General features: G+C 70.2%; 19 protein-coding genes. 9 read left to right on the top strand and 10 right to left on the bottom strand.

Features of this window, described 5'->3' with window-relative positions; genetic code table 11:
- Positions 1-4: 4 nt before the first annotated feature.
- From AC0N04_RS16750 to AC0N04_RS16725, 6 genes are all read right to left on the bottom strand, one after another.
- Complete coding sequence (locus AC0N04_RS16750) at positions 5-895, bottom strand: carbohydrate ABC transporter permease (RefSeq protein ID WP_474283439.1); 891 nt, start codon at positions 893-895, stop codon at positions 5-7.
- Positions 892-1800 carry a carbohydrate ABC transporter permease gene (locus tag AC0N04_RS16745; protein ID WP_474283437.1) on the bottom strand — a complete coding sequence of 303 codons (909 nt, stop codon included), beginning with the start codon at positions 1798-1800 and terminating at the stop codon, positions 892-894. Before AC0N04_RS16745 ends, AC0N04_RS16750 begins: the two co-directional genes overlap by 4 nt.
- Position 1801: 1 nt before the next feature.
- Positions 1802-3046: an ABC transporter substrate-binding protein gene (locus AC0N04_RS16740; protein ID WP_474283435.1), complete on the bottom strand. Its 1245-nt coding sequence runs from the start codon at positions 3044-3046 to the stop codon at positions 1802-1804.
- A gap of 16 nt (positions 3047-3062) precedes the next feature.
- Entirely contained in the window at positions 3063-4427 is a 1365-nt protein-coding gene (locus tag AC0N04_RS16735) for a GH1 family beta-glucosidase (RefSeq protein WP_474283433.1), read from the bottom strand.
- A 6-nt stretch (positions 4428-4433) separates the two neighbouring features.
- On the bottom strand, positions 4434-6977 hold the full coding sequence (locus AC0N04_RS16730; protein ID WP_474283431.1) for a glycoside hydrolase family 3 protein: 2544 nt from the start codon (positions 6975-6977) through the stop codon (positions 4434-4436).
- A gap of 74 nt (positions 6978-7051) precedes the next feature.
- A complete protein-coding gene (locus tag AC0N04_RS16725; protein ID WP_474283429.1) occupies positions 7052-9856 on the bottom strand; it encodes a TonB-dependent receptor in 2805 nt (934 codons plus the stop codon).
- Positions 9857-10066: 210 nt separating this feature from the next.
- On the opposite strand from AC0N04_RS16725, the gene AC0N04_RS16720 reads away from it, so the two are divergent.
- The 6 genes from AC0N04_RS16720 (at position 10067) to AC0N04_RS16695 (ending at position 16414) form a co-directional block, all read left to right on the top strand.
- Positions 10067-10744 carry a response regulator transcription factor gene (locus AC0N04_RS16720; protein ID WP_474283427.1) on the top strand — a complete coding sequence of 226 codons (678 nt, stop codon included), beginning with the start codon at positions 10067-10069 and terminating at the stop codon, positions 10742-10744.
- 7 nt (positions 10745-10751) lie between these two features.
- Positions 10752-12215: a sensor histidine kinase gene (locus AC0N04_RS16715; RefSeq protein WP_474283425.1), complete on the top strand. Its 1464-nt coding sequence runs from the start codon at positions 10752-10754 to the stop codon at positions 12213-12215.
- A 90-nt stretch (positions 12216-12305) separates the two neighbouring features.
- Positions 12306-13580 carry an ABC transporter substrate-binding protein gene (locus AC0N04_RS16710; protein ID WP_474283423.1) on the top strand — a complete coding sequence of 425 codons (1275 nt, stop codon included), beginning with the start codon at positions 12306-12308 and terminating at the stop codon, positions 13578-13580.
- 11 nt (positions 13581-13591) lie between these two features.
- On the top strand, positions 13592-14470 hold the full coding sequence (locus AC0N04_RS16705; RefSeq protein ID WP_474283421.1) for a carbohydrate ABC transporter permease: 879 nt from the start codon (positions 13592-13594) through the stop codon (positions 14468-14470).
- Positions 14467-15342, top strand: a complete 876-nt coding sequence (locus AC0N04_RS16700) for a carbohydrate ABC transporter permease (RefSeq protein ID WP_474283419.1) — start codon at positions 14467-14469, stop codon at positions 15340-15342. Before AC0N04_RS16705 ends, AC0N04_RS16700 begins: the two co-directional genes overlap by 4 nt.
- Before the next feature lie 10 nt (positions 15343-15352).
- A complete protein-coding gene (locus tag AC0N04_RS16695) occupies positions 15353-16414 on the top strand; it encodes an ABC transporter ATP-binding protein (RefSeq protein ID WP_474283417.1) in 1062 nt (353 codons plus the stop codon).
- 25 nt (positions 16415-16439) lie between these two features.
- Here the strand turns inward: AC0N04_RS16695 and AC0N04_RS16690 are convergent, their stop codons facing one another.
- Together AC0N04_RS16690 and AC0N04_RS16685 are read right to left on the bottom strand one after the other, a co-directional pair.
- A complete protein-coding gene (locus AC0N04_RS16690) occupies positions 16440-17159 on the bottom strand; it encodes a ZIP family metal transporter (RefSeq protein ID WP_474283415.1) in 720 nt (239 codons plus the stop codon).
- A gap of 56 nt (positions 17160-17215) precedes the next feature.
- Entirely contained in the window at positions 17216-17380 is a 165-nt protein-coding gene (locus tag AC0N04_RS16685; RefSeq protein ID WP_474283413.1) for a hypothetical protein, read from the bottom strand.
- Positions 17381-17621: 241 nt separating this feature from the next.
- Between AC0N04_RS16685 and AC0N04_RS16680 the strand changes: the two genes are divergently transcribed.
- Both AC0N04_RS16680 and dsbG read left to right on the top strand, forming a co-directional pair.
- The gene (locus AC0N04_RS16680; protein WP_474283411.1) at positions 17622-18470 is read left to right on the top strand and encodes a TlpA family protein disulfide reductase; all 849 of its coding nucleotides are present in this window, start codon (positions 17622-17624) and stop codon (positions 18468-18470) included.
- Positions 18467-19288, top strand: coding sequence for a thiol:disulfide interchange protein DsbG (dsbG, locus tag AC0N04_RS16675; protein WP_474283409.1), 822 nt, complete (start codon positions 18467-18469; stop codon positions 19286-19288). Before AC0N04_RS16680 ends, dsbG begins: the two co-directional genes overlap by 4 nt.
- 28 nt (positions 19289-19316) lie before the next feature.
- Here dsbG and AC0N04_RS16670 read toward each other — a convergent pair whose 3' ends face one another.
- The gene (locus tag AC0N04_RS16670) at positions 19317-20255 is read right to left on the bottom strand and encodes a LysR family transcriptional regulator (RefSeq protein WP_474283407.1); all 939 of its coding nucleotides are present in this window, start codon (positions 20253-20255) and stop codon (positions 19317-19319) included.
- A 134-nt stretch (positions 20256-20389) separates the two neighbouring features.
- On the opposite strand from AC0N04_RS16670, the gene AC0N04_RS16665 reads away from it, so the two are divergent.
- On the top strand, positions 20390-21268 hold the full coding sequence (locus tag AC0N04_RS16665; protein ID WP_474283405.1) for a pirin family protein: 879 nt from the start codon (positions 20390-20392) through the stop codon (positions 21266-21268).
- Between the two features lie 10 nt (positions 21269-21278).
- Here AC0N04_RS16665 and AC0N04_RS16660 read toward each other — a convergent pair whose 3' ends face one another.
- Positions 21279-23033 carry a SulP family inorganic anion transporter gene (locus tag AC0N04_RS16660; protein WP_474283513.1) on the bottom strand — a complete coding sequence of 585 codons (1755 nt, stop codon included), beginning with the start codon at positions 23031-23033 and terminating at the stop codon, positions 21279-21281.
- Positions 23034-23170 lie beyond the last annotated feature (137 nt).

Genomic DNA, 23170 nt, shown 5'->3' with positions numbered 1-23170 from the left:
GAACCTAGCCTTTCACCGCGCCGGCGGCAATGCCGCGCACGAACCAGCGGCCGGAGACGAAATAGACGCCGAGCGGCACCATCGCGGTGAGGATGGTGGCGGCCATGTTGACGTTGTAGAGCCGCTCGCCGGTGGTCGTGTTGATCACGTTGTTGAGCTGGACCGTCATCGGCAGATGTGCCGGGCCAGCGAAGACCAGGCCCAGGATGTAGTCGTTCCACACGCCGGTGACCTGCATGATCGCGGCGACGATCAGGATCGGCGTCGACATCGGCAGCATCAGCTGCGCGAAGATGCGCCAGAAGCCGCCGCCGTCGACCCGCGCCGCCAGGAACAGCTCGTTCGGGATCGCCGCGTAGTAGTTGCGGAACAGCAGCGTCATCACCGGCATGCTGAACACGATGTGGATCAGCACGATGCCGGGCAGCGAGCTGTACAGGCTCAGCGCGGCTAGGATCTTCACCAGCGGATAAATCATCACCTGCACCGGAATGAAGGCGCCCATCATCAGCACCGCGAACAGCCACTGAGCGCCACGGGGTCGCCAGAAGCTCAGCGCGTAGCCGTTGACCGCGCCGATCAGGATCGGCACCAGGGTGCTGGGAATGACGATGCTGACGGAGTTCCAGAACCCGACCCGGATGCCTTGGCAGGACACGCCGGTACAGACCTCGCTCCAGGCCGCCCGCCAGGCGCTCAGGTCCAGCGCCTGAGGCAGGGCGAACAAATGCCCCAGGCGGATCTCGTCCATGGTCTTGAACGAGGTCGTCACCATGATGTAGAGCGGCAGCAGGAAGAACAGCGCGGCCATCGCGAGGAAGGCGTAGAGGCCGGCGCGGGCCACCGACCGCCGCGTGCGACGGCGCTGCGGCGGCGGACTCGATGCGCGGCTCATTGCGTCCTCCCCACGGCGGCCCGGCGCCACCGGACCAGCAGCAGCGGCACCACCAGCACCAGCACCATCAGCAGCAGCACGATGGAGCCCGCCGAGGCCAGCGCGATGTTGGCCCGGCCGAACAAATGGTCCATGATGAACTTGGCCGGTACGTCGCTGGCGATGCCGGGGCCGCCCTGGGTCATCGAGACGACCGAATCGAACACCTTGACCACGCCGGTGAACAGCAGCACGAACACGGTCGCCACCGTCGGCGCGAGCATCGGCAGCACGATCGACAAATAGGTGCGCCAGGCCGGAATGCCGTCCAGCCGGGCCGCCTTCCAGATCTCTTCGTCGATGCCCCGCAGGCCGGCCAGCATCAGCGCCATCACCAGCCCCGAGGCCTGCCAGACGGTGGCGATGACGATGGTGTAAATCACCTTGTCCTGGTCGACGATCCAGTCGAACGTGAAGCCCGCGAAGCCCAGCTGCCGCACCGCATGCTGCAGCCCGCTGCCCGGATTCAGCACCCATTGCCAGACCAGGCCGGTGGCCACGAAGGACATCGCATAGGGGTAGAGGAAGATCGTGCGCAGCACCCCTTCCCCGCGCACCTTCTGGTCGACGAAGACCGCCAGCACGAAGCCGATCACCATGCAGGCCGAGATGAACAGCACGCCGTAGACGGCCAGGTTCTGCAGCGACTGCAGCCAGCGATCGTTGTCGAACAGGCGTTCGTACTGCGCCAGGCCGACGAAGTCGCCGCTCGGAAAGGTCCGCGCGCTCGACAGCGACACGCGCAGCGACCACAGCGCCGTGCCGAGGTAGCCGACGAGGACGGTGAGCGCCATCGGCAGCAGCGCTCCCCAGGGCACCCAGCGGCGGCGCAGGCGGCCGAGCCGGGCGGAACGGGCGTCGCTCATCTCAGTCCCTCAAGGCCGCGACGATGTCCTTCTGCACCTTCTCGACCGGCATGTTGCGGTTCCAGTAGGTCGTCAGGATGTCGGCCAGCGCGCCGTTCTGGTCCGGCGTCAGGTAGATCTCGCCGTTGCCGAGCTGGCGCGACTTGTCCTTCATGATCGCGATGCCCTGCTGCGCGCACAGGTCCATCTTCGACGCATCGACGTCGGTGCGGATCGGGATCGAGCCCTTCTTGATGCTGAACGCCACCTGGGTCGCCGGCGTCGTCACCACGCTCGCCAGCAGCTTCTGCGCCTTGATCGCGTCGGGCTTGTCGGTCTTCGGAAACACCAGCACGTCGCCCTGGATGATGTAGGGCGAGGCCGGGCCGAAACCGGCGATGCAGCCGTAGTCCCGGCCCGCCACCTGATGGGCCAGCGAGAACTCGCCCTTGGCCCAGTCGCCCATGAACTGGACGCCGGCCCGGCCGTTGATCAGCATCGCGGTGGCGTCGTTCCAGTTGCGCCCGGGCGACGCCTTGTCGACATAGCCCTGCAGGCGCTTGAAGGTCAGCAGCACGTTGCGGAAGGCCTCGGACTCGATCGCCTTCGGGTCGCGGTCGCGCAGCACCTTCAGGTACAGCTCGCGCCCGCCGACGTTGGTCAGCACCGCGGTGAAGACGATGTTGTCCTGCCAGGACTGGCCACCGTGCGCCAGCGGCACCAGGCCGGCTGCCTTGAGCTTGTCGAGCGCGGCGAACAGCTCGTCCATGGTCTTGGGCTCGGCGGCGATGCCGGCCTTCTTGAACGCCGCCTTGGAGTACCAGATCCAGGTCGGCATGTGGATGTCGACCGGCACCGCGTAGAAATGGCCCTTGACGCGGATGACGTTGAGCACCGTCTCGGGCAGGAAGTTGGCCCAGCCGTCGCGCTGCGCCACGTCGTCCATCGGGTTGAGCATGCCTTGATCGACCAGATCGAGGAATTGCTTCGAGGTGTTGAATTGCGCCGCCGTGGGCGGGTTGCCGCCGACGATGCGGTTGATCGTCACGGCGCGGGCCTGCTCGCCGAGCGCCACCGCCATGTCGGTCCAGACGCCGCCCTGGGCGCGGTAGGCGTCGGCCAGCGTCTTCACCGCGGCCGATTCGCCGCCGGACGTCCACCAGTGGATCACCTCGGCCTTCGGTCCGGCCGCGTGGGCCGCCAGCGTTGCCGCGGCCCCCAGCGCGGCCAGCAGCGCGGCGCGGCGCCAGCCTCGTGCGACAGTCATGCGAATCTCCTTCATCTCAGGCTTTCAGGAAGTCGGCGTACCAGCGGCCGCTGGCCTTGACGGTGCGCCGCTGGGTCCGGTAGTCGACATAGGTCAGCCCGAAGCGTCGCACATAGCCCTCGGCCCACTCGAAGTTGTCCAGCAGGCTCCAGGCGAAGTAGCCCTTCAGCGGCACGCCGCGGGCCAGCGCCTGGCGGGCCGCGTCCAGGTGCCGCGCCAAGTAGCTCAGGCGCTGCGGGTCGTCGACGCGGCCGTCGGGCTGCACCACGTCGTCCCAGGTCGAGCCGTTCTCGGTCAGGTAGATCTCGGCCGGACGGTAGTCGCGATGAATGCGATCGAGCAGGCTCACCATGCCCTCGGGCGAGACCTCCCAGCCGAACGCCGTGCGCTCCACGCCCGGCCGCTCGACCACCCGGGTGGCGATCGGGCCGTGGCCGGGCGCGTCGGCCACCACCTCGGGAAAGTAGTAGTTGACGCCCAGGAAGTCGGCCGGCGTCGCGATCGCCTGCAGGTCGCCGTCGCGCACGGTCGGCGCCAGCGGGCCCAGCAGCGCCAGCAGATCCTGCGGATAGCCGCGGCCGTAGAGCGGATCGAGGAACCAGCGGTTGCGCGAGCCGTCGTGCCGCACCGCGGCCGCCGCGTCCTCGGCCCGGTCGGAGGCCGGGATGATCGGGTGCAGGCTCAGCGTGATGCCGACCCGCGCCTGCGCGACGTTGGCGCGGATCACCGGCAAGGCCTGCCCGTGCGACACCAGCAGGTGGTGGCAGACCTGCAGCGCCGCGCGCGGGTCGCGGATCCCCGGCGCGTGGTTGCCTTCCTGGTGTCCGAGGAACGCGGTGCACCAGGGCTCGTTGTGCGTGATCCAGTGCTTGACGCGGTCGCCGAGATGGCGGCTGACCACGTCCGCGTAGTCGACGAACGCGTCCACCGTGCCGCGGTGCTGCCAGCCGCCCTGGTCCTGCAACGCCTGCGGCAGGTCCCAGTGGTACAGCGTGGCCCAGGGCTGCAGGCCGCGCTCCAGCATGCCGTCGACCAGACGCGAATAGAAGTCCAGCCCCTTCTGGAGGGGGACCGCGCCGCGGCCCTGCGGGAAGATGCGCGGCCAGGCGATCGAGAAGCGATAGGCGTTGACGCCCAGATCGCGCGCCAGGTCCAGGTCCTCGGGCCAGCGGTGGTAGTGGTCGCAGGCCACCGCCCCGCTCGATCCGTCGCGGATCGCGCCGGGCTGGCGGCAGAAGCGGTCCCAGATCGATTCACCGCGGCCGTCTTCGGCGGCCGCGCCTTCGATCTGGTACGACGAGGTGGAGCAGCCCCACAGGAAATCGGCGGGGAACTGCTGGCGGCGCACAGCGGGCGCCGGCACGTCAAAGGGAGTATTCATGCGGACTCAGGATGAAAAGGCGCTGCAGGGCGCGGTGTCCGGGTCGTGGGCCGCGCCGGCGACGACGCGGATGCGCGCCAGCGACAGGCTCAGCGGCGCATCGGCCGTCAGGCGAAAGGGCACGTCGACCTGGTCGAGCCGGGCGCCCGAGTCGGCGAAGCAGCGCAGCGGGATCTTGAGCGTGGTGATCGTGTCCGGCGGGCGAGCCGCCAGCCAGCGGGTCAGGTCCAGCGCGCCTTCGCAATGCGCCGTGCAGCCCATCGCCAGCGTCACGCGGGCCGGGCCGGCGCGGTGCACGGCCACGTCGAACGCCAGCACGCCGTCGGCGTACGTGCTCAGCGCCACCGGACGGGGCGCGCCGAGCCACAGCCGGGCCGGCCCGAGCCAGGTCACGCGCTTGGCGTCCTGCTGGGTATGCAACTGGTTGGTGGCGACGCGGATCTGCGGCGTGGCGGCCGGTACCGACAGCACCGAGCCCAGGTCCTCGCCGACGCGGACCGGCTGCCAGCCGTCGGCCTGCGCCGCGACCTGCAGCGCATAGGGCGGGCGCGCCGATTGCTGGAACAACGAGAGTTCAGGCCGCGCCGCGCAGCCGCCGGTCGGCACGGGGACGTCCAGCCGCCCGAGTTCGCTGCGGCTGCCGAGGCCGAGCCCACCGCCCGGCGAGAACAGCGCCGGGATCGGCCGCGTCGTCGCGGCCGACGGGCAGTCCGACACTGGCCAGCGGAACGACAGCCGGCCTGTGAAATCGTGCGCACGGCTGCCGTCGGCCTGGCCGAACAGCAGGTCGGCGATGCCGCCGCCCTCGGTGCCCGGCAGCCAGGCCGCCACGAACGCGTCCGACAGGTTCAGCAAGTCGTTGACCATCAGCGGCCGGCCCGACAGCAGCACCGTGACGACCGGCCTGCCGTGGCCCGCCACCGCTTGCAGCAGCGCCAGGTCCTGCGGGTAGCGGCGCGTGTGTCGCAGCGTGTCCGAGGGCGCGATGTCGCCGCTGCCCTCGGCATAGGGCGCTTCGCCGAGCACTACAACCACGAGGTCGAAGCGGGCCGGGTCGACGTCCTTGGCGTCGACGCTGTACACCACGTTCTGCGGGCCGGCCGCTTCGCGCAGCGCCGCCAGGACGGTCTGGCCGGCCGGGAAGTCGGCGTTGTCGTTGCCCCGCCCTTGCCAGGTCAGGCTCCAGCCGCCGGTCTGCATCTCCAGGCTGTCCGCCCCGCGTCCCACCACCAGCAGCCGCCGCCCGCGCGCGATCGGCAGGGCCTGCGCGTGGTTCTTCAGCAGCACCAGCGATTCCCGCACGGCCTGTCGCGCCAGCGCGCGGTCCTGCAGGGCCGCCTGCCGGCCGGCGTCGGCGGCCTGCGCCGGGCCGTGCTCGAACAGGCCGGCGCGCATCTTGACCCGCAGGATGCGCGTCACCGCGTCGTCGATGCGGCTCATCGGAATCTCGCCGCGTTCGACCTCGGCGATGGTGTTGGCGATGAAGGCCTTCCAGTCGTCCGGCACCATCACCATGTCGATGCCGGCGTTGATCGCCTGAGCGCAGGCGGTGTTGCTGCAGCCGGGCACCTGGCCGATGCCGTTCCAGTCGGAGACGACGAAACCATCGAAGCCCATGCGCTGCTTGAGCAGGCCGGTCAGCAGGCGGTGGCTGCCGTGGAGCTTGCCGTAGCCGGGGCCTTCGGCGGCGTCGTGCCAGCTGTTGAACGAGGCCATCACCGTCTGCACGCCGGCCTGGATCGCCGCCTCGTAGCCCTGGCCGTGCACCGCGCGCAGCACCTCGAACGATGCGCGGTTCACGCCCTGATCGACCCCCTGGTCGGTGCCGCCGTCGCCGATGAAATGCTTGGCCGTGGCGACGACGCCGGTGGCGCCGCCCAGGCCCTGCTGCAGCCCGCTCACCGCCGCCGCCGCGAAGGCGCGGACCTCGGACGGATCCTGCGAAAAGCTTTCGTAGGTCCGGCCCCAGCGCACGTCCTGGGCCACCGCCAGCGTCGGCGCGAACACCCAGTCGATGCCGGTGGCCCGCACCGCACGCGCCGTGGCGACGCCGATGCGCTGCACCAGCGCCGGGTCGTGGGTCGCGCCGAGGCCGATGTTGTGCGGATACAGCGTCGCGCCATACACGTTGTTGTGGCCGTGCACGGCATCGGTGCCCCAGATCAGCGGGATCGGCGTGGCCAGGCCCGTGGCCAGCGAGGCCGCGTGATAGGCCTCGGACAGCGCCAGCCAGTCGCTCGCCCGCGCCTTCTTGTCGTTGCCGGGCCAGGAGCCGCCGCCGTTGAGCACCGAGCCGATCGCGTATCGCCGAACCTCGTCGGGGCTGATCGACTGGATCTCGGCCTGCGTCATCTGCCCGACCTTCTGGGCCAGCGTCATGCCGGCCACGATGTGCCGGATGCGGGCTTCGATCGCCGGGTCGCGGGACGACGCCGGGCCAGTGGCCTCGCGGCCGGCCGCGGCGCAGCCGGCGGTGGACAGCGTGGCGAGCCACGCCAGAGCAACCGCACCCGCGGCGAAGAGAGACGAACGACGGCGTCGGAAGATCATCAGAGGAACATGGAGAAGAAGGCACCGCCGCGGCGCCAGGCTCGCGGCGGTGACAGGGCGACGAGCTCGGCCCGTCAGAGCTTGTAGCTCAGTCCGACGAGGTACTGGCGACCGAAGCGGTTGAACTCCTGCGGTGCCGCGGCGCTGCCGAAGCCGGAGCCATCCTGGATGTTGCGGTCGGCCGCGTTGGTCAGGTTGACCACCTGGAACATCACCGACAAACCCTTGACCTGGCCTTGCTGGAATTCGTAGCTGGTCTGGAAGTCCACCGTGTTCTGGGCCAGCGTGCGCAGCACCGAGGTCGAGCCGAACAGCGACACGTACTCGCCGCGGAAGTCGGAGCGGTAGCGATCGTTGATGCGGGCCGAAAACCCGTTCTTCTCGTAGTACAGCGTCAGCCCCGCGACCCGCTTGGACAGGCCCGGCAGCGTGTCCCAGGCGGCGGTGGCCGAGCCCGGCCCGTTGACCTGGATCGAGCTGTTGGTCAGCGCCAGGCTGGCGGTGGCGCCGAAGCCGTCCAGGCTGCGCGCCAGCAGGCGCCCGTCGATCGCCGCACTCAGCTCCAGGCCGCGCATGTTGCCACCGTGGCCGTTGGCCTGCGTGGTGTAGGTGCCGGCGTTCGACAGCGGCACCACGGCCGGGTTGGGGTTGATGAAGCCGGTGTAGTCGAACGGGATGGTCTGCGAGTAGATGTAGGTGTCCAGGCTCTTGTAGAACAGCGCCCCGGCGACATAGCTCCGCTTGCCCCAGTACTGCTCGAGCGACAGGTCGAAGGACTTCGCACGCCACGGCTGCAGCGCCGGGTTGCCGCCGCCGCCGCCCCACAGGTGGGTGGTCGGGTCGACGCCGGCCGAGATGGCGGCGTTCATGTCGTCGATCCGCGGGCGGGCCAGCGTCTTGGCCAGGCCCAGGCGCAGCACCCGGTCGTGGCCGATGTCGCCGACCAGGTTCAGGCTGGGCAGCACGTCGTTGTAGCTGGCGCCGGCCGAGTAGGCCCCCAGCGCCGCGCCGGTGCTCGGGTCGAAGCGCTGGCTGTTGGACGACTGGTCGGTGTGGACCAGCTGGACGCCCAGGTTGCCATGCACCGGGATGTGGGCGATCTCGGTGTCGATGCCCGCCTTCACGTAGCCGGTGGTGATCTTCTCGTGGACACCGTAGTTCTTGGACAGGTCGCCGCCGGGCCCGCCGCTCATGTTGGGCACCATGTTGTAGTACTGGCTGGCGATGGTGTTGACGTCGTAGCTCAACACGCCCGGAATGCCCGCGAAGGCCAGCGAGACCGGCGACGCCGCCTGGCTGGGATCGATCAGCTGGGTGCTGCCGCCGTTCTTGAGCTGGGCGAAGTCGACCGCGAAGTTGCGGGTCTTGTCGCGGACCGAGTAGTCCACGCCCAGGTCCACATCGTTGAAGATGCCCGCCGTCAGGTCGTGCTTGCCATGCAGGTTGAGCGCCTTCATGACGTCGTTCTGCACCGCGTTCTGGCGCCGCCCGACGTGGCCCCAGCCACCCGGATCGCTCAGCGCCACCGAAGTCGGGTCGGCGAAGTTGACGCTGGGGGTGAAGGTCGGGAACGCCGGCGTGACCGGGATGTTGAACTGGATGCTGGAGGTCGGCGTGCCGGCGTAGGTCTCGAAGACGGTCTCGTTGCGGCGCGCGCTCGAATAGCTCAGGTCGGCGATCGCCTTCCAGCTGCCCAGCGTGGCCTCGTTGTTCCAGCCCAGCGAGGTGAGCTTGTCGTCGCGCCGGTTGTAGTCGTTGCGCACCACCGGCTGGTGCCCGGTGGCCGGGAAGGTGATGGTGCCGGAGTTCAGGATCGTGGCGTCGCCGACCTGCGCGAAGCCCGGGTTGGCGATCGTGTAGAGCGGCGCCCCGCAGGTGTAGTTCTGCGGCGCGGTGCACCAGGGGTTCGAGTCCCACATCACCCCGCGCATCACCTCGGTCTGGTTGAACTGCGAGTAGTAGGCGTCGAGGGTGCTGTGGAAGTTCTTGTTCGGCTTGTACTCCAGCACGCTCATCAGGCCGTCGCGCACCTCGTGGCGCGAGGTAGCCTCGACTTCCGCGCCGCCCAGCGCCTCGGCGCCGTTGTACCAGGCCGCCCCCGGGGCGCCCCACCACCAGGCCTTGTAATGCTGTTCCTGGCCCGGCGCGTCCAGATGGGCATAGCCCAGGGCCAGGCCCAGCGTGCGGTCCGCGAACTGGTCGATGTAGGCGGCGCTGAAGCGTCCGCCGTTGGCCGACGTGCCGCCCGCGCCGCCGTTCAGCGCGCCCAGCGAATTGTGCTCGGCACGCACGTTGAACGCCGCCTTGCGGCCATCGAGATCGAGCGGCCGCACGGTGTGCAGGTCGACGGTGCCCGACAAGCCCTGCCCCAGCAGCGTGGCGTCCGGCGTCTTGTAGACGGTGGCGCCCGAGAGCAGCTCGGACGGATACTGGTCGTACTCGACGCCGCGGTTCAGGCCGGTGGTCGTCTGCTCGCGGCCGTTCAGCAGCGTGCCGGCGAAGTCGGGCGACATGCCGCGGATCGCGATGACCTGCTCGCGCCCGTCGACCCGCTGGCCCGCCAGGCCGGGCAGGCGCGACAGCGATTCGGCGATGCTGACGTCCGGCAGCTTGCCGATGTCCTCGGCGGTCACCGCCTCGACGATCGAGTCGGCATTCTTCTTGACGGCGATCGAGCCTTCGATCGAGCCGCGGATGCCGGTCACGATCACCGTCTCGGGCGTGCCGGAGGCGGCCGGCGGCGAGGCCGGCTGCTCCTGCGCCCTCACGGCGCTCATCGTGAACAACAGGCCGGACACGGCCGCGGCGATCGGATGGATGCGCAGGCCGCGGTGGCGCGCCAACGCGCCATGGCGACCGGACCGGGAAGTACTCTTCATCGTTTGTCTCCTGGATTCGAAAGGGCGGGCACAAGGTCTTGGTGTTTGACTGAAATATTAACAACATTGAAACGTCGTTAATTTAGTGTTAACACTTAGGCCGTCGCATGAACACGACACGGCGCTATAGTCGCGGCCAGCCTCTTGGGGCGGCCGCGCGGTGCGGCCGCTGCCGCGGCTTTCACCGCCTGACGCCGGCCCGCCTTGTCCATGAACCTCCTGCTTGCCGAGGATGACGCGATCCTTGCGGACGCCTTGACGGCGCAGCTGCAACGGGCGGGCTTCCTGGTCGAACACGCGGCCAACGGCGCGGTGGCCGAGTACCTGCTGCTCAAGCAGCCCTTCGACCTGGCCATCCTGGATCTCGGCCTGCCCATGGTGGACGGGCTGACGGTGCTCAAGCGGGTCCGCCATGCGTCGCGCAACCTGCCGGTGCTGGTGCTGACGGCGCTGGACAGCCTGGACGACCGCGTGGCCGGACTCAACGCCGGCGCCGACGATTACCTCACCAAGCCTTTCGACTTTCCGGAGCTGGAGGCTCGCCTGAGGGCGCTGCTGCGGCGCACCCGGCCAGGTCATGGCCCGGCCGAACTGGGCCAGCTGGTGTTCGACCGGGAGGCGCGGCGCGCATCGCTGCAAGGCGAGGCGCTGGACCTGAGTCCGCGCGAATGGATGCTGCTGGACCTGCTGCTGTCGCAGCGCGACCGCGTGGTGACCAAGGAGCAGATCAACCAGGCCTGGGCGCCCGAACGCTCCGAGACCGGCGGCAACAATTCGATCGAGGTCTACATCCACCGGTTGCGCCGCAAGCTGGAAGGCTCCGGTCTGCTGATCCGCACCGTGCGCGGCCTGGGCTACCTGCTGGAAGCCGAAGGCGAAAGCGCCTGAGCCCGCCATGGCACGATGGCCGGCCTGGCTGCAAGGCGTACCGGGCGCGCGTTCGCTGCACCGGCAACTGCTGATCTGGCTGTTGCTGCCGCAGCTGGTGCTGTGGATGGCCGGCGCCTACTTCACCTACGACCTGGCGCTGCGCTACGCCAACCGCGCGATCGATGCCAGCCTGCTGCAGGCCACCAAGGCGCTGGCGCGCCAGGTCAAGCCGATCGACAGCGGCATGTTCATCGACTTCCCGCGCTCGGCACAGGAGATCCTCGAAGCCGACCCGAACGACCGCGTCTTCTACACCGTCAGCTCGCCGCCGGGCCAGTTCATCCTGGGCAATCTGCGGCTGCCGGCGCCGGCGATCGCCCGGCCGGCGCTGGGCGAGCCCTACTTCTACAACGACGCGGTGTCGGTGAGCTCGCGCGCCAATCCGCACCCGCCGTCCGAACCGGTGCGCGTGGCCGCGCTCTACCTGCATTTCGGCATCGACGCCAACACGCAGCAGACGATGCTGGTCCAGGTCGCGCGATCGAGCGCCAACCGCCAGGAGCTGACCCGGCGCATCCTGTTCGACACGGTGCTGCCGCTGTCGGGCGTGATCCTGCTGATGAGCATGATCGTCTGGACCGGCATCCGCGCCGGCCTGGCGCCGCTGGCCTTGCTGCAGCGTCAGGTCGAAGGCCAGGCCGCCAACCTGCTGGCGCCGATCCAGCTCGATGCGGCGCCGCCCGAGGTCCGCGCACTGGCCGGCGCGCTGAACGCGCTGCTGGCCGAGGTCAACCGCAACGTCAGCGCCCAGAAGCGCTTCCTCAGCGACGCCGCGCATCAGCTCCGCACCCCGCTGGCCGGGCTGAAGAGCCAGACCGAGCTGGCGCTCAAGGAGACCAGCGACCCGGCGCTGCTCGGCCGCCTGCAGCGCGTGCACGAGAGCGCCACGCGCAGCGCGCACCTGGTCAACCAGTTGCTGACGCTGGCCCGCGCCGAGCCCGAATCGGCCAGCCTGCAGGACCGCCACCCGGTGGACCTGCTGCGCCTGGCCCACGAACTGACGGCCGAATACGTGCCGCGCGCGCTCCAGGCCGGCATCGACCTGGGCGTCGACGAGCTCGACGAGCCTCCGGCGCTGCCCCTGCAGGTCAACGGCATCGCGCTGCTGCTGAGGGAGGCGCTGGCCAACCTGATCGACAACGCACTGCGCTACGCCGGCCGCGGTGCCACCGTCACCGTGCGGGTGCGGCGCGACGGCGCGCAGGCGCTGATCGAGGTGGAAGACAACGGCCCGGGCGTGCCCGAAGGCGAACTCGGCCATGTCGTCGAGCGCTTCGTGCGGGCCACCCACGACGGCAGCGGCTGCGGCCTGGGGCTGGCGATCGCGAAGGAGATCGTCGAGCGGCACGCCGGCACCTTCCGCCTGCTCGCGGTGTCGCCGCATGGCCTGATCGCCCAGGCCCGCCTGCCCGCCCTGCCTCCGGGTTAACACCTTATTCAATGCGTTAATGTTTCGTTAATATTGCGTGACACCCTGAACCCTTCGGGCAGGGCCCGACCTTCACGCGAGACGACGAACATGCGCTCCTTCGATCCCCGGCGCTCCTGGCGCCCCCTGGTTCTGCTGCTGGCCGGCGGCCTCTCGCTCGGCGCCGCGTCGCTGGCGCAGGCGGGCGAGGTCGAGGTGCTGCACTGGTGGACCAGCGGCGGCGAAGCCAAGGCCGCCGCCGCGCTGAAGGCCACGCTGCAGGCCAAGGGCGACACCTGGAAGGACTTTGCCGTGGCCGGCGGCGGCGGCGATGCCGCGATGACCGTGCTGAAGTCCCGCGTGATGGCGGGCAACCCACCCGCCGCCGCGCAGATCAAGGGTCCGTCGATCCAGGAATGGGCGCAGGAAGGCGTGCTCGCCAACATCGACGACGTGGCCCTGGCCGATCATTGGGACCAGGCGCTGCCCAAGGTGGTCAGCGACATGATGAAGTACCGCGGCCATTACGTCGCGGTGCCGGTGAACGTGCACCGGGTCAACTGGCTGTGGGCCAACCCGGCGGTGTTCAAGAAGGCCGGCGCCCGCGTCCCGGCCAGCTGGGACGACTTCTTCGTCGCGGCCGAGGCCTTGAAGAAGGCCGGCGTGGTGCCCCTGGCCCATGGCGGACAGAGCTGGCAGGACCTGACGCTGTTCGAATCGGTCGCGATCGGCGTCGGCGGCGCGGACTTCTATCGCAAGGCCCTGGTGCAGCGCGACCCGGCAGCACTGAAGAGCGCGACGATGGAGAAGGTGCTCGCGACCTATCGGCGCATCAAGCCCTACACCGATCGCAACGCCCCCGGGCGCGACTGGAACCTGGCCACCGCGATGGTGATCCGGGGCGAGGCGGCGATGCAGGTCATGGGCGACTGGGCCAAGGGCGAATTCCTGGCCGCGGGCAAGCTGCCCGGCCGCGACTTCGTCTGCGTGCCGGCGCCGGGCACGGCGAAGAGCTACACCTTCAACATCGACTCCTTCGCGATGTTCAAGCTGAAGAACCCGGCCAGCGTCCAGGCGCAGAAAGACCTCGCACAGGCCATCATGTCGCCGGCCTTCCAGGAGACCTTCAGTCTGAACAAGGGCTCGATCCCGGTCCGGCTGAACGTCAGGATGGACCGCTTCGACGACTGCGCGAAGGCCTCGTCGGCCGACTTCGTCGCCGCGTCGGCGGCCGGCACGCTGATGCCCTCGGTGGCCCATGGCATGGCGGTCCCGCCCGCGGCCGAGGGCGCGATCAAGGACGCCGTCAGCGAGTTCTGGAACAACGACCGGATCAGCATCGCGCAAGCCATGGACCGCATCGCCGCCGCGGCCCGCACCCGCTGAGCGCCGTGGCGATGCGCGCGCCCTCCGGTCGCGGCGAGGCCTGGCTGCCCAAGCTGGTGGTCGCGCCCTCGTTCGTGCTGTCGCTGTCGTTCATCTACGGCCTGATGGCGTGGAACGGCTACCTCTCGTTCTCGGCCTCGCGGATGCTGCCGAACTACGACTTCGTCGGCCTCGCGCAGTACCAGGACTTGTTCGCGTCGGACCGCTGGTGGGTCGCGATGCGCAACCTGGCGATCTTCGGCGGCCTGTTCATCGGCGGCGCGATGGCGCTGGGCCTGCTGCTGGCGATCCTGCTGGACCAGAAGGTGCGCGCCGAGGGCGCGCTGCGCACCATCTACCTCTATCCGATGGCCTTGTCGTTCATCGTCACCGGCACCGCCTGGAAATGGATCCTGAACCCGGGGCTGGGCATCGAACATCTGGTCCAGCAATGGGGCTGGAGCGACTTCCAGTTCGGCTGGCTGGTGGACCCCGACCGGGCGATCTACTGCGTGGTGATCGCCGCGATCTGGCAGTCCTCGGGCTTCGTGATGGCCTTGTTCCTGGCCGGCCTGCGCGGCATCGACGACGCGATCATCAAGGCCGCCCAGGTCGACGGCGCCAGCCTGCCGCGCATCTACGCACGCATCCTGGTCCCGTCGCTGCGGCCGGTGTTCTTCTCGACGCTGATGGTGGTCAGCCACCTGGCGATCAAGAGCTTCGACCTGGTGATGGCGCTGACCGCCGGCGGCCCCGGCTATGCCACCGACCTGCCGGCCACCTTCATGTACACGATGTCGTTCACCCGCGGCGAGATCGGCCTGGGCGCGGCCAGCGCCAACATCATGCTGGCCACGGTGGCGGCGATCGTGGTGCCCTACCTCTACTCCGAACTGCGGACCCGCACATGACGGCCTCTCCCGCCCCGCGCCACCGCCTCGCCGCCGCACGCGTGCTGCTGTGGCTGGCGCTGCTGCTCTTCGCCGCGTACTTCCTGCTGCCGCTCTACGTGATGCTGGGCACCTCGCTGAAGTCGCTGGACGAATTGCGCGACGGCACCCTGCTGTCCTGGCCGGCCCATCCCGGCCTGGCGGCCTGGGCCAAGGCCTGGTCGTCGGCCTGCACCGGCACCGACTGCAACGGCCTGCGCCCGTATTTCCTGAATTCGGTGTCGATCGCCGTGCCGGCGGTCGCCGTGTCGACCGCGCTCGGCGCGATCAACGGCTACGTGCTGACGAAGTGGCGATTCCGCGGCAGCGAGTTCCTCTTCGCGCTGCTGCTGTTCGGCGTGTTCATGCCGATGCAGATCGTGTTGCTGCCGATGAGCCAGGTGCTGGGCTGGGCCGGCCTCGCCAGTTCGGTGGGCGGCCTGATCCTGGTCCACGTGATCGCCGGCATCCCGTCGACCACGCTGTTCTTCCGCAACTACTACGTCGGCCTGCCGGACGAACTCGTCAAGGCCGCCAAGCTCGACGGCGCCGGCTTCTGGCAGATCCTGTGGCGCATCGTGCTGCCGCTGTCGACCCCGATCCTGGTCGTGACCCTGATCTGGCAGTTCACCAACATCTGGAACGACTTCCTCTATGGCGTGGTGTTCTCGGGCGCCGACAGCAAGCCGGTGACCGTCGGCCTGAACAATCTGGCCAACACCTCCGGCACGGTCAAGGAATACAACGTCGACATGGCCGCCGCGATGATCGCCGCGCTGCCCACACTGCTGGTCTACATGCTGGCCGGCAAGTTCTTCGTGCGCGGCCTGACCGCCGGCGCCGTGAAAGGATGACCCCCGCCCCATGAGTGCCCTGACCCTGCAGCAGATCCGCAAGACCTTCGGATCGGTCGACATCCTCAAAGGCATCGACCTGCGCATCGAGCCCGGCGAATTCCTGATCCTGGTCGGCCCCTCGGGCTGCGGCAAGTCCACCTTGCTGTCGATGGTCGCGGGCCTGGACACGCCGAGCTCGGGCCGCATCCACATCGGCGAGCGCGACGTCACCGACCTGCCCAGCAAGGACCGCGACATCGCGATGGTGTTCCAGAGCTACGCGCTCTATCCGAACATGACCGTGGCGCAGAACATCGCCTTCGGGCTGGAGATGCGCAAGGTGCCGCGGGTGCAGCGCGACCAGGCCGTGGCGCGGGTCTCCGAGATGCTCCAGATCGGCCACCTGCTGGACCGCAAGCCGGGTCAGCTCTCGGGCGGCCAGCGCCAGCGCGTGGCGATGGGCCGCGCGCTGGCCCGCAACCCGACCCTGTTCCTGTTCGACGAACCGCTGTCCAACCTCGACGCCAAGCTGCGCGTCGAGATGCGCGCCGAGATCAAGCTGCTGCACCAGCGCACCCGCACCACCACGGTCTACGTGACGCACGACCAGGTGGAGGCGATGACGCTGGGCGACCGCATCGCGGTGATGAAGGACGGCTCGGTGCAGCAGTTCGGCTCGCCCGACGACATCTACGAACGCCCGGCGACCCGCTTCGTCGCCGAGTTCATCGGTTCTCCGGCCATGAATTTCCTCGTCGCCTCGAACGCTCCGGCCGGGCTGCAATGCCAGGGCCGCCCGGTGCCGGGTGAACGCCCGCGCGAGTCCGGCACCGAGCCGCTCGCCTACGGCATCCGCCCCGAGGACGTGGCGCTCTGCGCGCCCGACCGGGCGCCCGCCGTCACCGGCCTGATCACGATGATCGAACCCACCGGACCCGAGACCTTCGCCCGGGTGAACACGGTGTTGGGCGAACTCACGCTGCGCACCCCCGGCAAGCTCGCCCAGCGCGTGGGCGAGGGGGTCGGGCTGAGCTGGCCCGCGGCCAAGGTGCATCTGTTCGACGGCCGCTCGGGGACCCGCCTGAACTGAGCGCCGCGGCGCGCCCGTCCCGAGGTCACGCACCCATCAGCTGGATCGCCCAGAAGGACAGGAAGCCGCCGAACAGCACCAGCGTCGAGATCGGCTGCTCCTGCACCTCGTGGGCTTCGATCAGAAGTTCCTCGGTGACCAGATAGAGCAGCGCCGCCGCGCTGAACGACAAGGTGCCCGCCAGCACCGCCGCCGAAGCCCCGGCCAGCAGCACGCTGCCCAGCGACGCGAAGCCCAGCACGGTGAGCCCCAGCGCGGCGGTGACCGCCACGATGCGCCAGCCCGAGATCCGCTCCGAGGTCAGCGCCAGGCCCAGGAACAGCAGTTCGACCGACAGGCCCAGCGCCAGGATGGTGCCGGTCTCGCCGCCGGCCGCGAAGCCCGCGCCGATGATGAAACCATCGGTCGCCACGTCCACGAAGGTGGCCAGCAGCAACCCCACCGGCAGGCCGATGCCCGCCAGGCCGGCGCCGGCCGGCGCCTCCAGGTGCTCCGTCCAGAGCTTGAGCAGGTACATGAACAGGCTGCCGGCGGCGAACGATCCCAGCACCACCGGCTTGGTCGCATGTTCGCGGCCGATCTCGGGCAGCAGCTCCACCGCCAGCGCCGCCAGGATCACCCCCGCGGCGAAATGCTGGATCAGGCTGCGCACCGCGTGCGAGGGCTTCCACACGGCGGCCAGCGCGCCGCCCGCGACGACGACCGTGGCCGGAATGGCCATTAGGAAAAGGGCGTGTTCATTCATGGATGCGGCAGATCATGTCACGAGTCGTGCGGGGCGCGGGCGGCGGATGCCGGCGTTCAGGTCATGTGGCTGGTTGCCGAGGCCTGCGCCAGCCGCGGCTCGCCGGGATGGCCTTCGAGGGTGAACGGCACCGACATGAACACGGTCAGCACGACCGGTGCCAGGGTCAGGCACACGGTGCCGGCCAGGCGCAACAGGAAGGCTTGCAGAGAGGAGTTCATCGAGGTCTCGCGGAAAGTTTGGAATGGGCGCATCTTGCAGGCCGCGCCTTAAGGCTGTCTGAGCCGCGGCGGTCCCGCGCGGCAACCTGCGATGCCGCGACGCTGGCCGCATTCATGGCTGCATTAATGGCCGCTTAATCGACCTCTGCGACCATCGCAACCCGCCCCTCATGACGCCCCTGCCGACGCCCCGCCTCGCCCTGACAACCCGCCCGGCCCGCCCCGACACGGAGGCCGGCGCATGATCTCGACCGTGCCGCTCGGGCCGCTGGCGGTGCCGACGGCGCCACTGGTGTTCGCCGTGGCCGCCTGGCTCGGACTGGCCGTCGGTCGACGCACGGGGCGCGGCGCGGGCATCGACCCGGAACCGCTGCTGCTGCGCATGCTGCTGCTCGGACTGGTGGCGGCGCGGCTGGCCTTCGTCTGGGAGTGGCGCAAGGCCTACCTGGGCGCGCCCTGGAGCGTGCTCGATCTCCGCGATGGCGGATGGGAGCCGGTCGCCGGCCTCGTGGCCGCCGTGCTGTACGGACTGAGCCAGGTCACGCGCGAAGCGGCACTGCGCAAGCCGGTGGTGCGCGCCACGCTGGCAACGCTGGCCGTCTGGGGCGCAGGCCAGCTGGCGCTGCTGGCCTGGCCCGGCGAGACACCGCAACCGATGCCCCCGCTGACCCTGAGCTCGCTCGACGGCCAGCCGCTGCCCCTGGCCCGCTTCGCCGGCAAGCCGACCGTGCTGAACCTCTGGGCGACCTGGTGCCCGCCGTGCCGGCGCGAGATGCCGCTGCTGCAGCAGGCGCAGGCCGCCCACCCGGAGATCGATTTCGTGTTCGTCAACCAGGGCGAGAGCGTCGCCGCCGTGCAGCGCTACCTGCAGGCGGAGCGGCTGCCGCTGCGCAACGTCGCGCTCGACGCGGCGCAGACGGCCGGCGCCGCCTTCGACTTGCAAGGCCTGCCCACCACCTTGTTCTTCGACGCCCAGGGCCGCCGCGTATCGACCCGGACCGGCGCGCTGTCCGAAGCCACGCTCGCGCAGGCGCTGCAGCGCCTGCAAAGCCCCACCCCCTCCGATCCACCTCATCCCGCCACCCCATGACGATGCCCTTGTTCTTCCCCCATCGACGCACCCTGGCCGGCCTGGCCCTGGGCCTGGCCACGCTGCTGCCGGCCTTCGGCCAGCCGCGGCCAGCGCCGGTGCAGGCGCTGGAAAAGCGGGGCCTGACCATCGTCGGCACGCTGCCCAGCGTCGGCGGCCTGAACGCCTACGCCGGCTACATGGGGCAGGAGCCGGTGGCGCTGTACCTCACGCCGGACGGTCAGCACGTGGTGGCCGGCCGCGCGTTCGACGCCGCCGGCCACGACCTGACCAGCGCGATGCTGCAGAAGGCGGTGGCCAAGCCGATGTCCGACGGCCTGTGGCAGCAGCTCGACAGCAGCCACTGGATCGCCGACGGACGCCAGGGCGCGCGCGTCGTCTACGTGTTCACCGACCCGAACTGCCCGTACTGCAACAAGCTGTGGTCCGACGCGCGCCCCTGGGTCGCGAAAGGCAAGGTCCAGCTGCGCCATGTCATCGTCGGCATCCTGACGCCCACCAGCGCCGGCAAGGCCGCCGCGTTGCTGGCCGACAAGGACCCGGTCGCCACCTTCGCTGCCTACGAGGGCCGGCATGCGGCCGCCACCGCGCAGTCGCTCGCCAGCGGGCGGCCACGGCCGCTCGACGACGGCACGCTGAAGCCGCTCGCCACCATCGCCCCGGCCCAACAGGCGCAGCTGGACGCCAACGAGCACCTGATGGCGTCGCTCGGCCTGCAGGCCACGCCGGCCATCGTCTGGCGCGAAGCGGACGGCGCATTGCAGGTGCGCCAGGGCCTGCCCGAGGGCGGGCTGGGCAGCGTGCTGGGCGCCCCCTGATCGGAGGCCGCGGGGCGGCCGCCTAGCATCAGCCCGCGGCCTCGGCCCCGCCCAGCGAGGCCAGCAGCATGTCGACGAACACCCGGGTCTTGGCCGGCATCAGCTTGCGGCCCGGAAACACCGCCCAGGCGGTGTGGCTCGGTGAGCACCAGCGCGGCAGCACGCGCCGCAGCAGGCCCTTGCGCAGATGCGGCTCGGCGAAATGGTCGGGCACGGCCGCGATGCCGGCGCCGGCACGGGCCAGCTGGATCAGCAGCTCCGGCGAGTTCGCGCCGACCCGGCCCGGCGGCACGCCCTGCCACCGCTGCTCGCCCTGCACCAGCACCCACGGTGCCGGCTCGCCGTTGCCGCGCAGCTGGCGCACCGCATCGTGCCGGGCCAGGTCGTCCGGCTGCTGCGGCTCGCCGCGCTGGCTCAGGTAGTCGGGCGAGGCATACAGGCCGATCGAGAACACCGCCAGCCGGCGCGCGACCAGCAAGGCATCGTCGGGCAGGTCGCCGACGCGCAGCGCCAGGTCGAATCCCTCGCCCAGCAGATCGACCCGGCGCGCCGACAGATCCAGCTCCAGCGAGATCGCCGGGTACAGCGCCACGAACGCCGCCAGCGTGTCGGCCAGCATCAGGTGGGCGAAATCGCCGGGCATCGACACCCGCAGCCGCCCCCCGGGGACGGCCTGCCGGTGCGCGCTCAAGGCCGCCACGGCGTCGACCTCGGCCGCCACCTGGCGCGCGTGCTCCAGCAGTTGCAGGCCGAACTCGGTCAGCGTCTGGCGCCGGGTGGTGCGCAGCAACAGGCGTTCGCCCAGCCGCTGCTCCAGGCCGGCCAGGCGCCGCGAGACGGTGGACTTGGGCAGGCCCAGCTGTTCGGCGGCGCGGCTGAAGCTGCCCCGCTCGGCCACGCGGGCGAAGATCAACAAGTCGTTGGGGTCGATGCCCGCGGCGTATTGTTCCATTGGAAGAACAATCATAGCCATGATCCGGTCTTTTCACCGCGATTGTCGACGCTTAAAGTGCAGTCATTGCTTCCATCTCCCCGAAGACACACCGCGCCCCGCCTGCAGGGCCCGAGCCGGTGCCACCTCACTCCTCCAAAAGGCACTCCATGACCGCACCGCGCACCCCCACCCCCGTGACCACCCCGCGCCGCGTCGAGCGCCTGGTCGCCGGCCAGGCCACGTCCGACGGCGCCGGCGTCAAGCTGACCCGCGTGCTGACCCAGAACCTGCAGCAGCGGCTCGATCCGTTCCTGATGTTGGACGCCTTCGGCAGCGACAACCCCGACGACTACATCGCCGGCTTTCCCGACCATCCGCACCGCGGCTTCGAGACCATCACCTACATGATCGCCGGGCGCATGCGCCACCGCGACAGCGCGGGCCACGAGGGCTTGCTGGAGAACGGCGGCGTGCAGTGGATGACCGCCGGCCGCGGCGTGATCCATTCCGAGATCCCGCAGCAGGAAGACGGCGTGATGGAAGGTTTCCAGCTGTGGCTGAACCTGCCCGGCCGCGACAAGATGAACCCGCCCTGGTACCGCGACTTCAAGGCCGCCGACCTGCCGCGCTTCGAGACCGCGCAAGGCGTGACGGTGACCGTGATCGCCGGCGAAAGCCACGGCGTGACGGGCGCGGTGACGCGCGAGGCCACCGCACCGCTGTACCTGGACCTGCACCTGCCGGCCGGCACGCGCTTCGAGCAGGCCCTGCCGGCCGGCCACAACGCCTTCGCCTACGTCTACCGCGGCCGGGTGACGATCGGCGGCGAGGCGGTGCCGGCGCAGCGCATGGCGCTGCTCGCCAACGACGCGCAGGCCGACGGCGTGATCGTCGAGGCCGGGGCCGACGCCCGGCTGCTGCTGATCGCCGGCCGGCCGCTGAAGGAGACGATCGTGCAGTACGGCCCGTTCGTGATGAACAGCCAGCAGGAGATCTACCAGGCGCTGAGCGACTTCCGCGACGGCCGCCTGGGCGAATCCGCCTGACGGCGGCACGTCAATGCCGGCGCGGTCCCGCGACCGGGACCGATCGGGCGACCCCATGGCTTCTGACGAACGCGTTGACCGCCTCGCCCATGGTGTCGAAGAAGCGCTCCTGCCCCCAGGCGGTGAGCAGGCCGAAGCGCTTGAGCTTGTCCTTGACCGGATCCTTCATCTCGGCGAAGCACAGCGTGATGCCGGCCGCGCGCAGCGTGCCGTCCAGCTCCAGCAGCACGTCGGCCGCGGTGACGTCCACGCTGGTCACCGGTTCGGCGCCCACCACCAGCCAGTTCACGGTGCCGGGCGCGGCCAACGCGGCCTCCAGCACCCGGTCGCGGAACAGCTCGGCATTGGCGAAGAACAGCGGCGCATCCCACCGGAACAGCACCAGGCCGGGCACCAGCCGGGCCTCGGGGTGGCGGGTGACGTCGTGGTAGCCCTTGACGCCGTCGACACGGCCCAGCACCGCCGAGTAGGGGCGCCAGCCATCCCAGAGAAACTCGATCACCGCGGCGACGATCGCCAGCGCGATGCCGGGGATGGCCCCGAGCACGACCACGCCGACCAGGCAGCCGATCGACAGCCAGAACTCCCAGCGCTGAATGCGGTAGATGCGGCGCAGGTCCGCCACCTCCATCAAGCCGATGGCGGACGCCACCACCACCGCCGCCAGCGACGCGGTGGGCAGGTGGCGCAGCCACGGCGGCGCCGCCATCACCAGCCCCATCAAGGTGACCGCGCCCACCACGCCGGTCATCTGGGTGCGGGCGCCCGCGGCCTCGGCCACCGGCGTGCGTGACGCACTGGCGCTGACGGGCAGCCCCTGGAACAGGCCCGCCGCCAGGTTGGCGGCCCCCAGGCCGACCATTTCCTGATCGGCGTCCGCCGTCGCTCCCGCCTTCGCGGCGTAGATGCGCGACACCACGCTGGTGTCGGCGAACGACACCAGCGCCACGGCCGCGCCGCCGAGCAGCACGGACACCGCATCGCCCGCGGCCAGCGTGGGAAAACGCAGCGCCGGCATGCCCTGAGGCAGCGCCGCCAGCACCGGCACGCCGGCCTGCCGGCCCAGATCGCCGAAAGCCACGAGGGCCGTGGCCCCGGCCACCGCCATCAGCACCCCGGGCCAGGGCTTGTGCCGGTTCAGCAGCAGGATCAGCACGAGCGTTGCGCCGCCCAGCGCCAGTGCGGTCAGGTTGGTGCGACCCGCCAGCACGCCCGCAGCGAACGCCTGCAGCTCCGGCAACGGGCCCCGGGCCGGCGCGGAAAAGCCGAACAGCGTCGGCAGCTGGCTGATCAGCACCGACAGCGCGATGCCGTTCATGTAGCCGTAGCGGATCGGCTTGGACAGCAGCTCGGTGACGAAGCCGAGCCGGGCCACGCCGGCCACGATGCACAGGCCGCCCGAGACCACCGCCATCATCGCGGCCAGGCCGACCGCGCGCTGCGGGTCGCCCGCCGACAGCGGCAACACCACCCCCAGCACCAGCGCCACCAGGGACGAATCGGGTCCCAGCACCAGCACGCGGCTGGGCCCGAACACGGCGTAGGCCAGCAGGCCGAAGATCGTCGCGTACAGGCCGCTGATGGGTGGCACGCCCGACGCGACGGCATAGGCCACGCCCACCGGCACCAGCACGGCGCTCAAGGCCAGGCCGGCCATCAGATCGTGCGGCAGGCTCGCCCATTCGTAGCGCTGCAAGGCGAGCAGGCCCGGAAACCAGCGGCGCCAGCCGCGCTGCGCACGGGCACGGCCGCGCCGCAGCGGCACCGGCGGTGCGGGGGATTCCGTCTTGCTCGCGCCCTTCGCCACCGACTCGGCCTCGTGTTCCTCTGCAGACCGGTGGCATCGTACACAGTCGGCGCGGCATTCCTCGTGGCGTCGCGCTGGTCCGACCGTGGCAACGC

The organism is Ideonella sp. sgz306126 (assembly GCF_056032705.1).
The sequence above is the reverse complement of the archived record's forward strand: the minus strand, read 5'-3'. Positions and strand labels throughout refer to the sequence as shown.

What these genes read in the sequence shown, in the direction of transcription:
- AC0N04_RS16745 (WP_474283437.1), bottom strand. Translation starts at nt 1,800, where the DNA reads ATGAGCGACGCCCGTTCCGCCCGGCTCGGCCGCCTGCGCCGCCGCTGG.
- AC0N04_RS16715 (WP_474283425.1), top strand. Translation starts at nt 10,752, where the DNA reads ATGGCACGATGGCCGGCCTGGCTGCAAGGCGTACCGGGCGCGCGTTCG.
- AC0N04_RS16700 (WP_474283419.1), top strand. Translation starts at nt 14,467, where the DNA reads ATGACGGCCTCTCCCGCCCCGCGCCACCGCCTCGCCGCCGCACGCGTG.
- AC0N04_RS16725 (WP_474283429.1), bottom strand. Translation starts at nt 9,856, where the DNA reads ATGAAGAGTACTTCCCGGTCCGGTCGCCATGGCGCGTTGGCGCGCCAC.
- AC0N04_RS16720 (WP_474283427.1), top strand. Translation starts at nt 10,067, where the DNA reads ATGAACCTCCTGCTTGCCGAGGATGACGCGATCCTTGCGGACGCCTTG.
- AC0N04_RS16740 (WP_474283435.1), bottom strand. Translation starts at nt 3,046, where the DNA reads ATGACTGTCGCACGAGGCTGGCGCCGCGCCGCGCTGCTGGCCGCGCTG.
- AC0N04_RS16705 (WP_474283421.1), top strand. Translation starts at nt 13,592, where the DNA reads ATGCGCGCGCCCTCCGGTCGCGGCGAGGCCTGGCTGCCCAAGCTGGTG.
- AC0N04_RS16685 (WP_474283413.1), bottom strand. Translation starts at nt 17,380, where the DNA reads ATGAACTCCTCTCTGCAAGCCTTCCTGTTGCGCCTGGCCGGCACCGTG.
- AC0N04_RS16750 (WP_474283439.1), bottom strand. Translation starts at nt 895, where the DNA reads ATGAGCCGCGCATCGAGTCCGCCGCCGCAGCGCCGTCGCACGCGGCGG.
- AC0N04_RS16690 (WP_474283415.1), bottom strand. Translation starts at nt 17,159, where the DNA reads ATGAATGAACACGCCCTTTTCCTAATGGCCATTCCGGCCACGGTCGTC.
- AC0N04_RS16680 (WP_474283411.1), top strand. Translation starts at nt 17,622, where the DNA reads ATGATCTCGACCGTGCCGCTCGGGCCGCTGGCGGTGCCGACGGCGCCA.
- AC0N04_RS16710 (WP_474283423.1), top strand. Translation starts at nt 12,306, where the DNA reads ATGCGCTCCTTCGATCCCCGGCGCTCCTGGCGCCCCCTGGTTCTGCTG.
- AC0N04_RS16695 (WP_474283417.1), top strand. Translation starts at nt 15,353, where the DNA reads ATGAGTGCCCTGACCCTGCAGCAGATCCGCAAGACCTTCGGATCGGTC.
- AC0N04_RS16670 (WP_474283407.1), bottom strand. Translation starts at nt 20,255, where the DNA reads ATGATTGTTCTTCCAATGGAACAATACGCCGCGGGCATCGACCCCAAC.
- AC0N04_RS16665 (WP_474283405.1), top strand. Translation starts at nt 20,390, where the DNA reads ATGACCGCACCGCGCACCCCCACCCCCGTGACCACCCCGCGCCGCGTC.
- AC0N04_RS16730 (WP_474283431.1), bottom strand. Translation starts at nt 6,977, where the DNA reads ATGATCTTCCGACGCCGTCGTTCGTCTCTCTTCGCCGCGGGTGCGGTT.
- AC0N04_RS16735 (WP_474283433.1), bottom strand. Translation starts at nt 4,427, where the DNA reads ATGAATACTCCCTTTGACGTGCCGGCGCCCGCTGTGCGCCGCCAGCAG.
- dsbG (WP_474283409.1), top strand. Translation starts at nt 18,467, where the DNA reads ATGACGATGCCCTTGTTCTTCCCCCATCGACGCACCCTGGCCGGCCTG.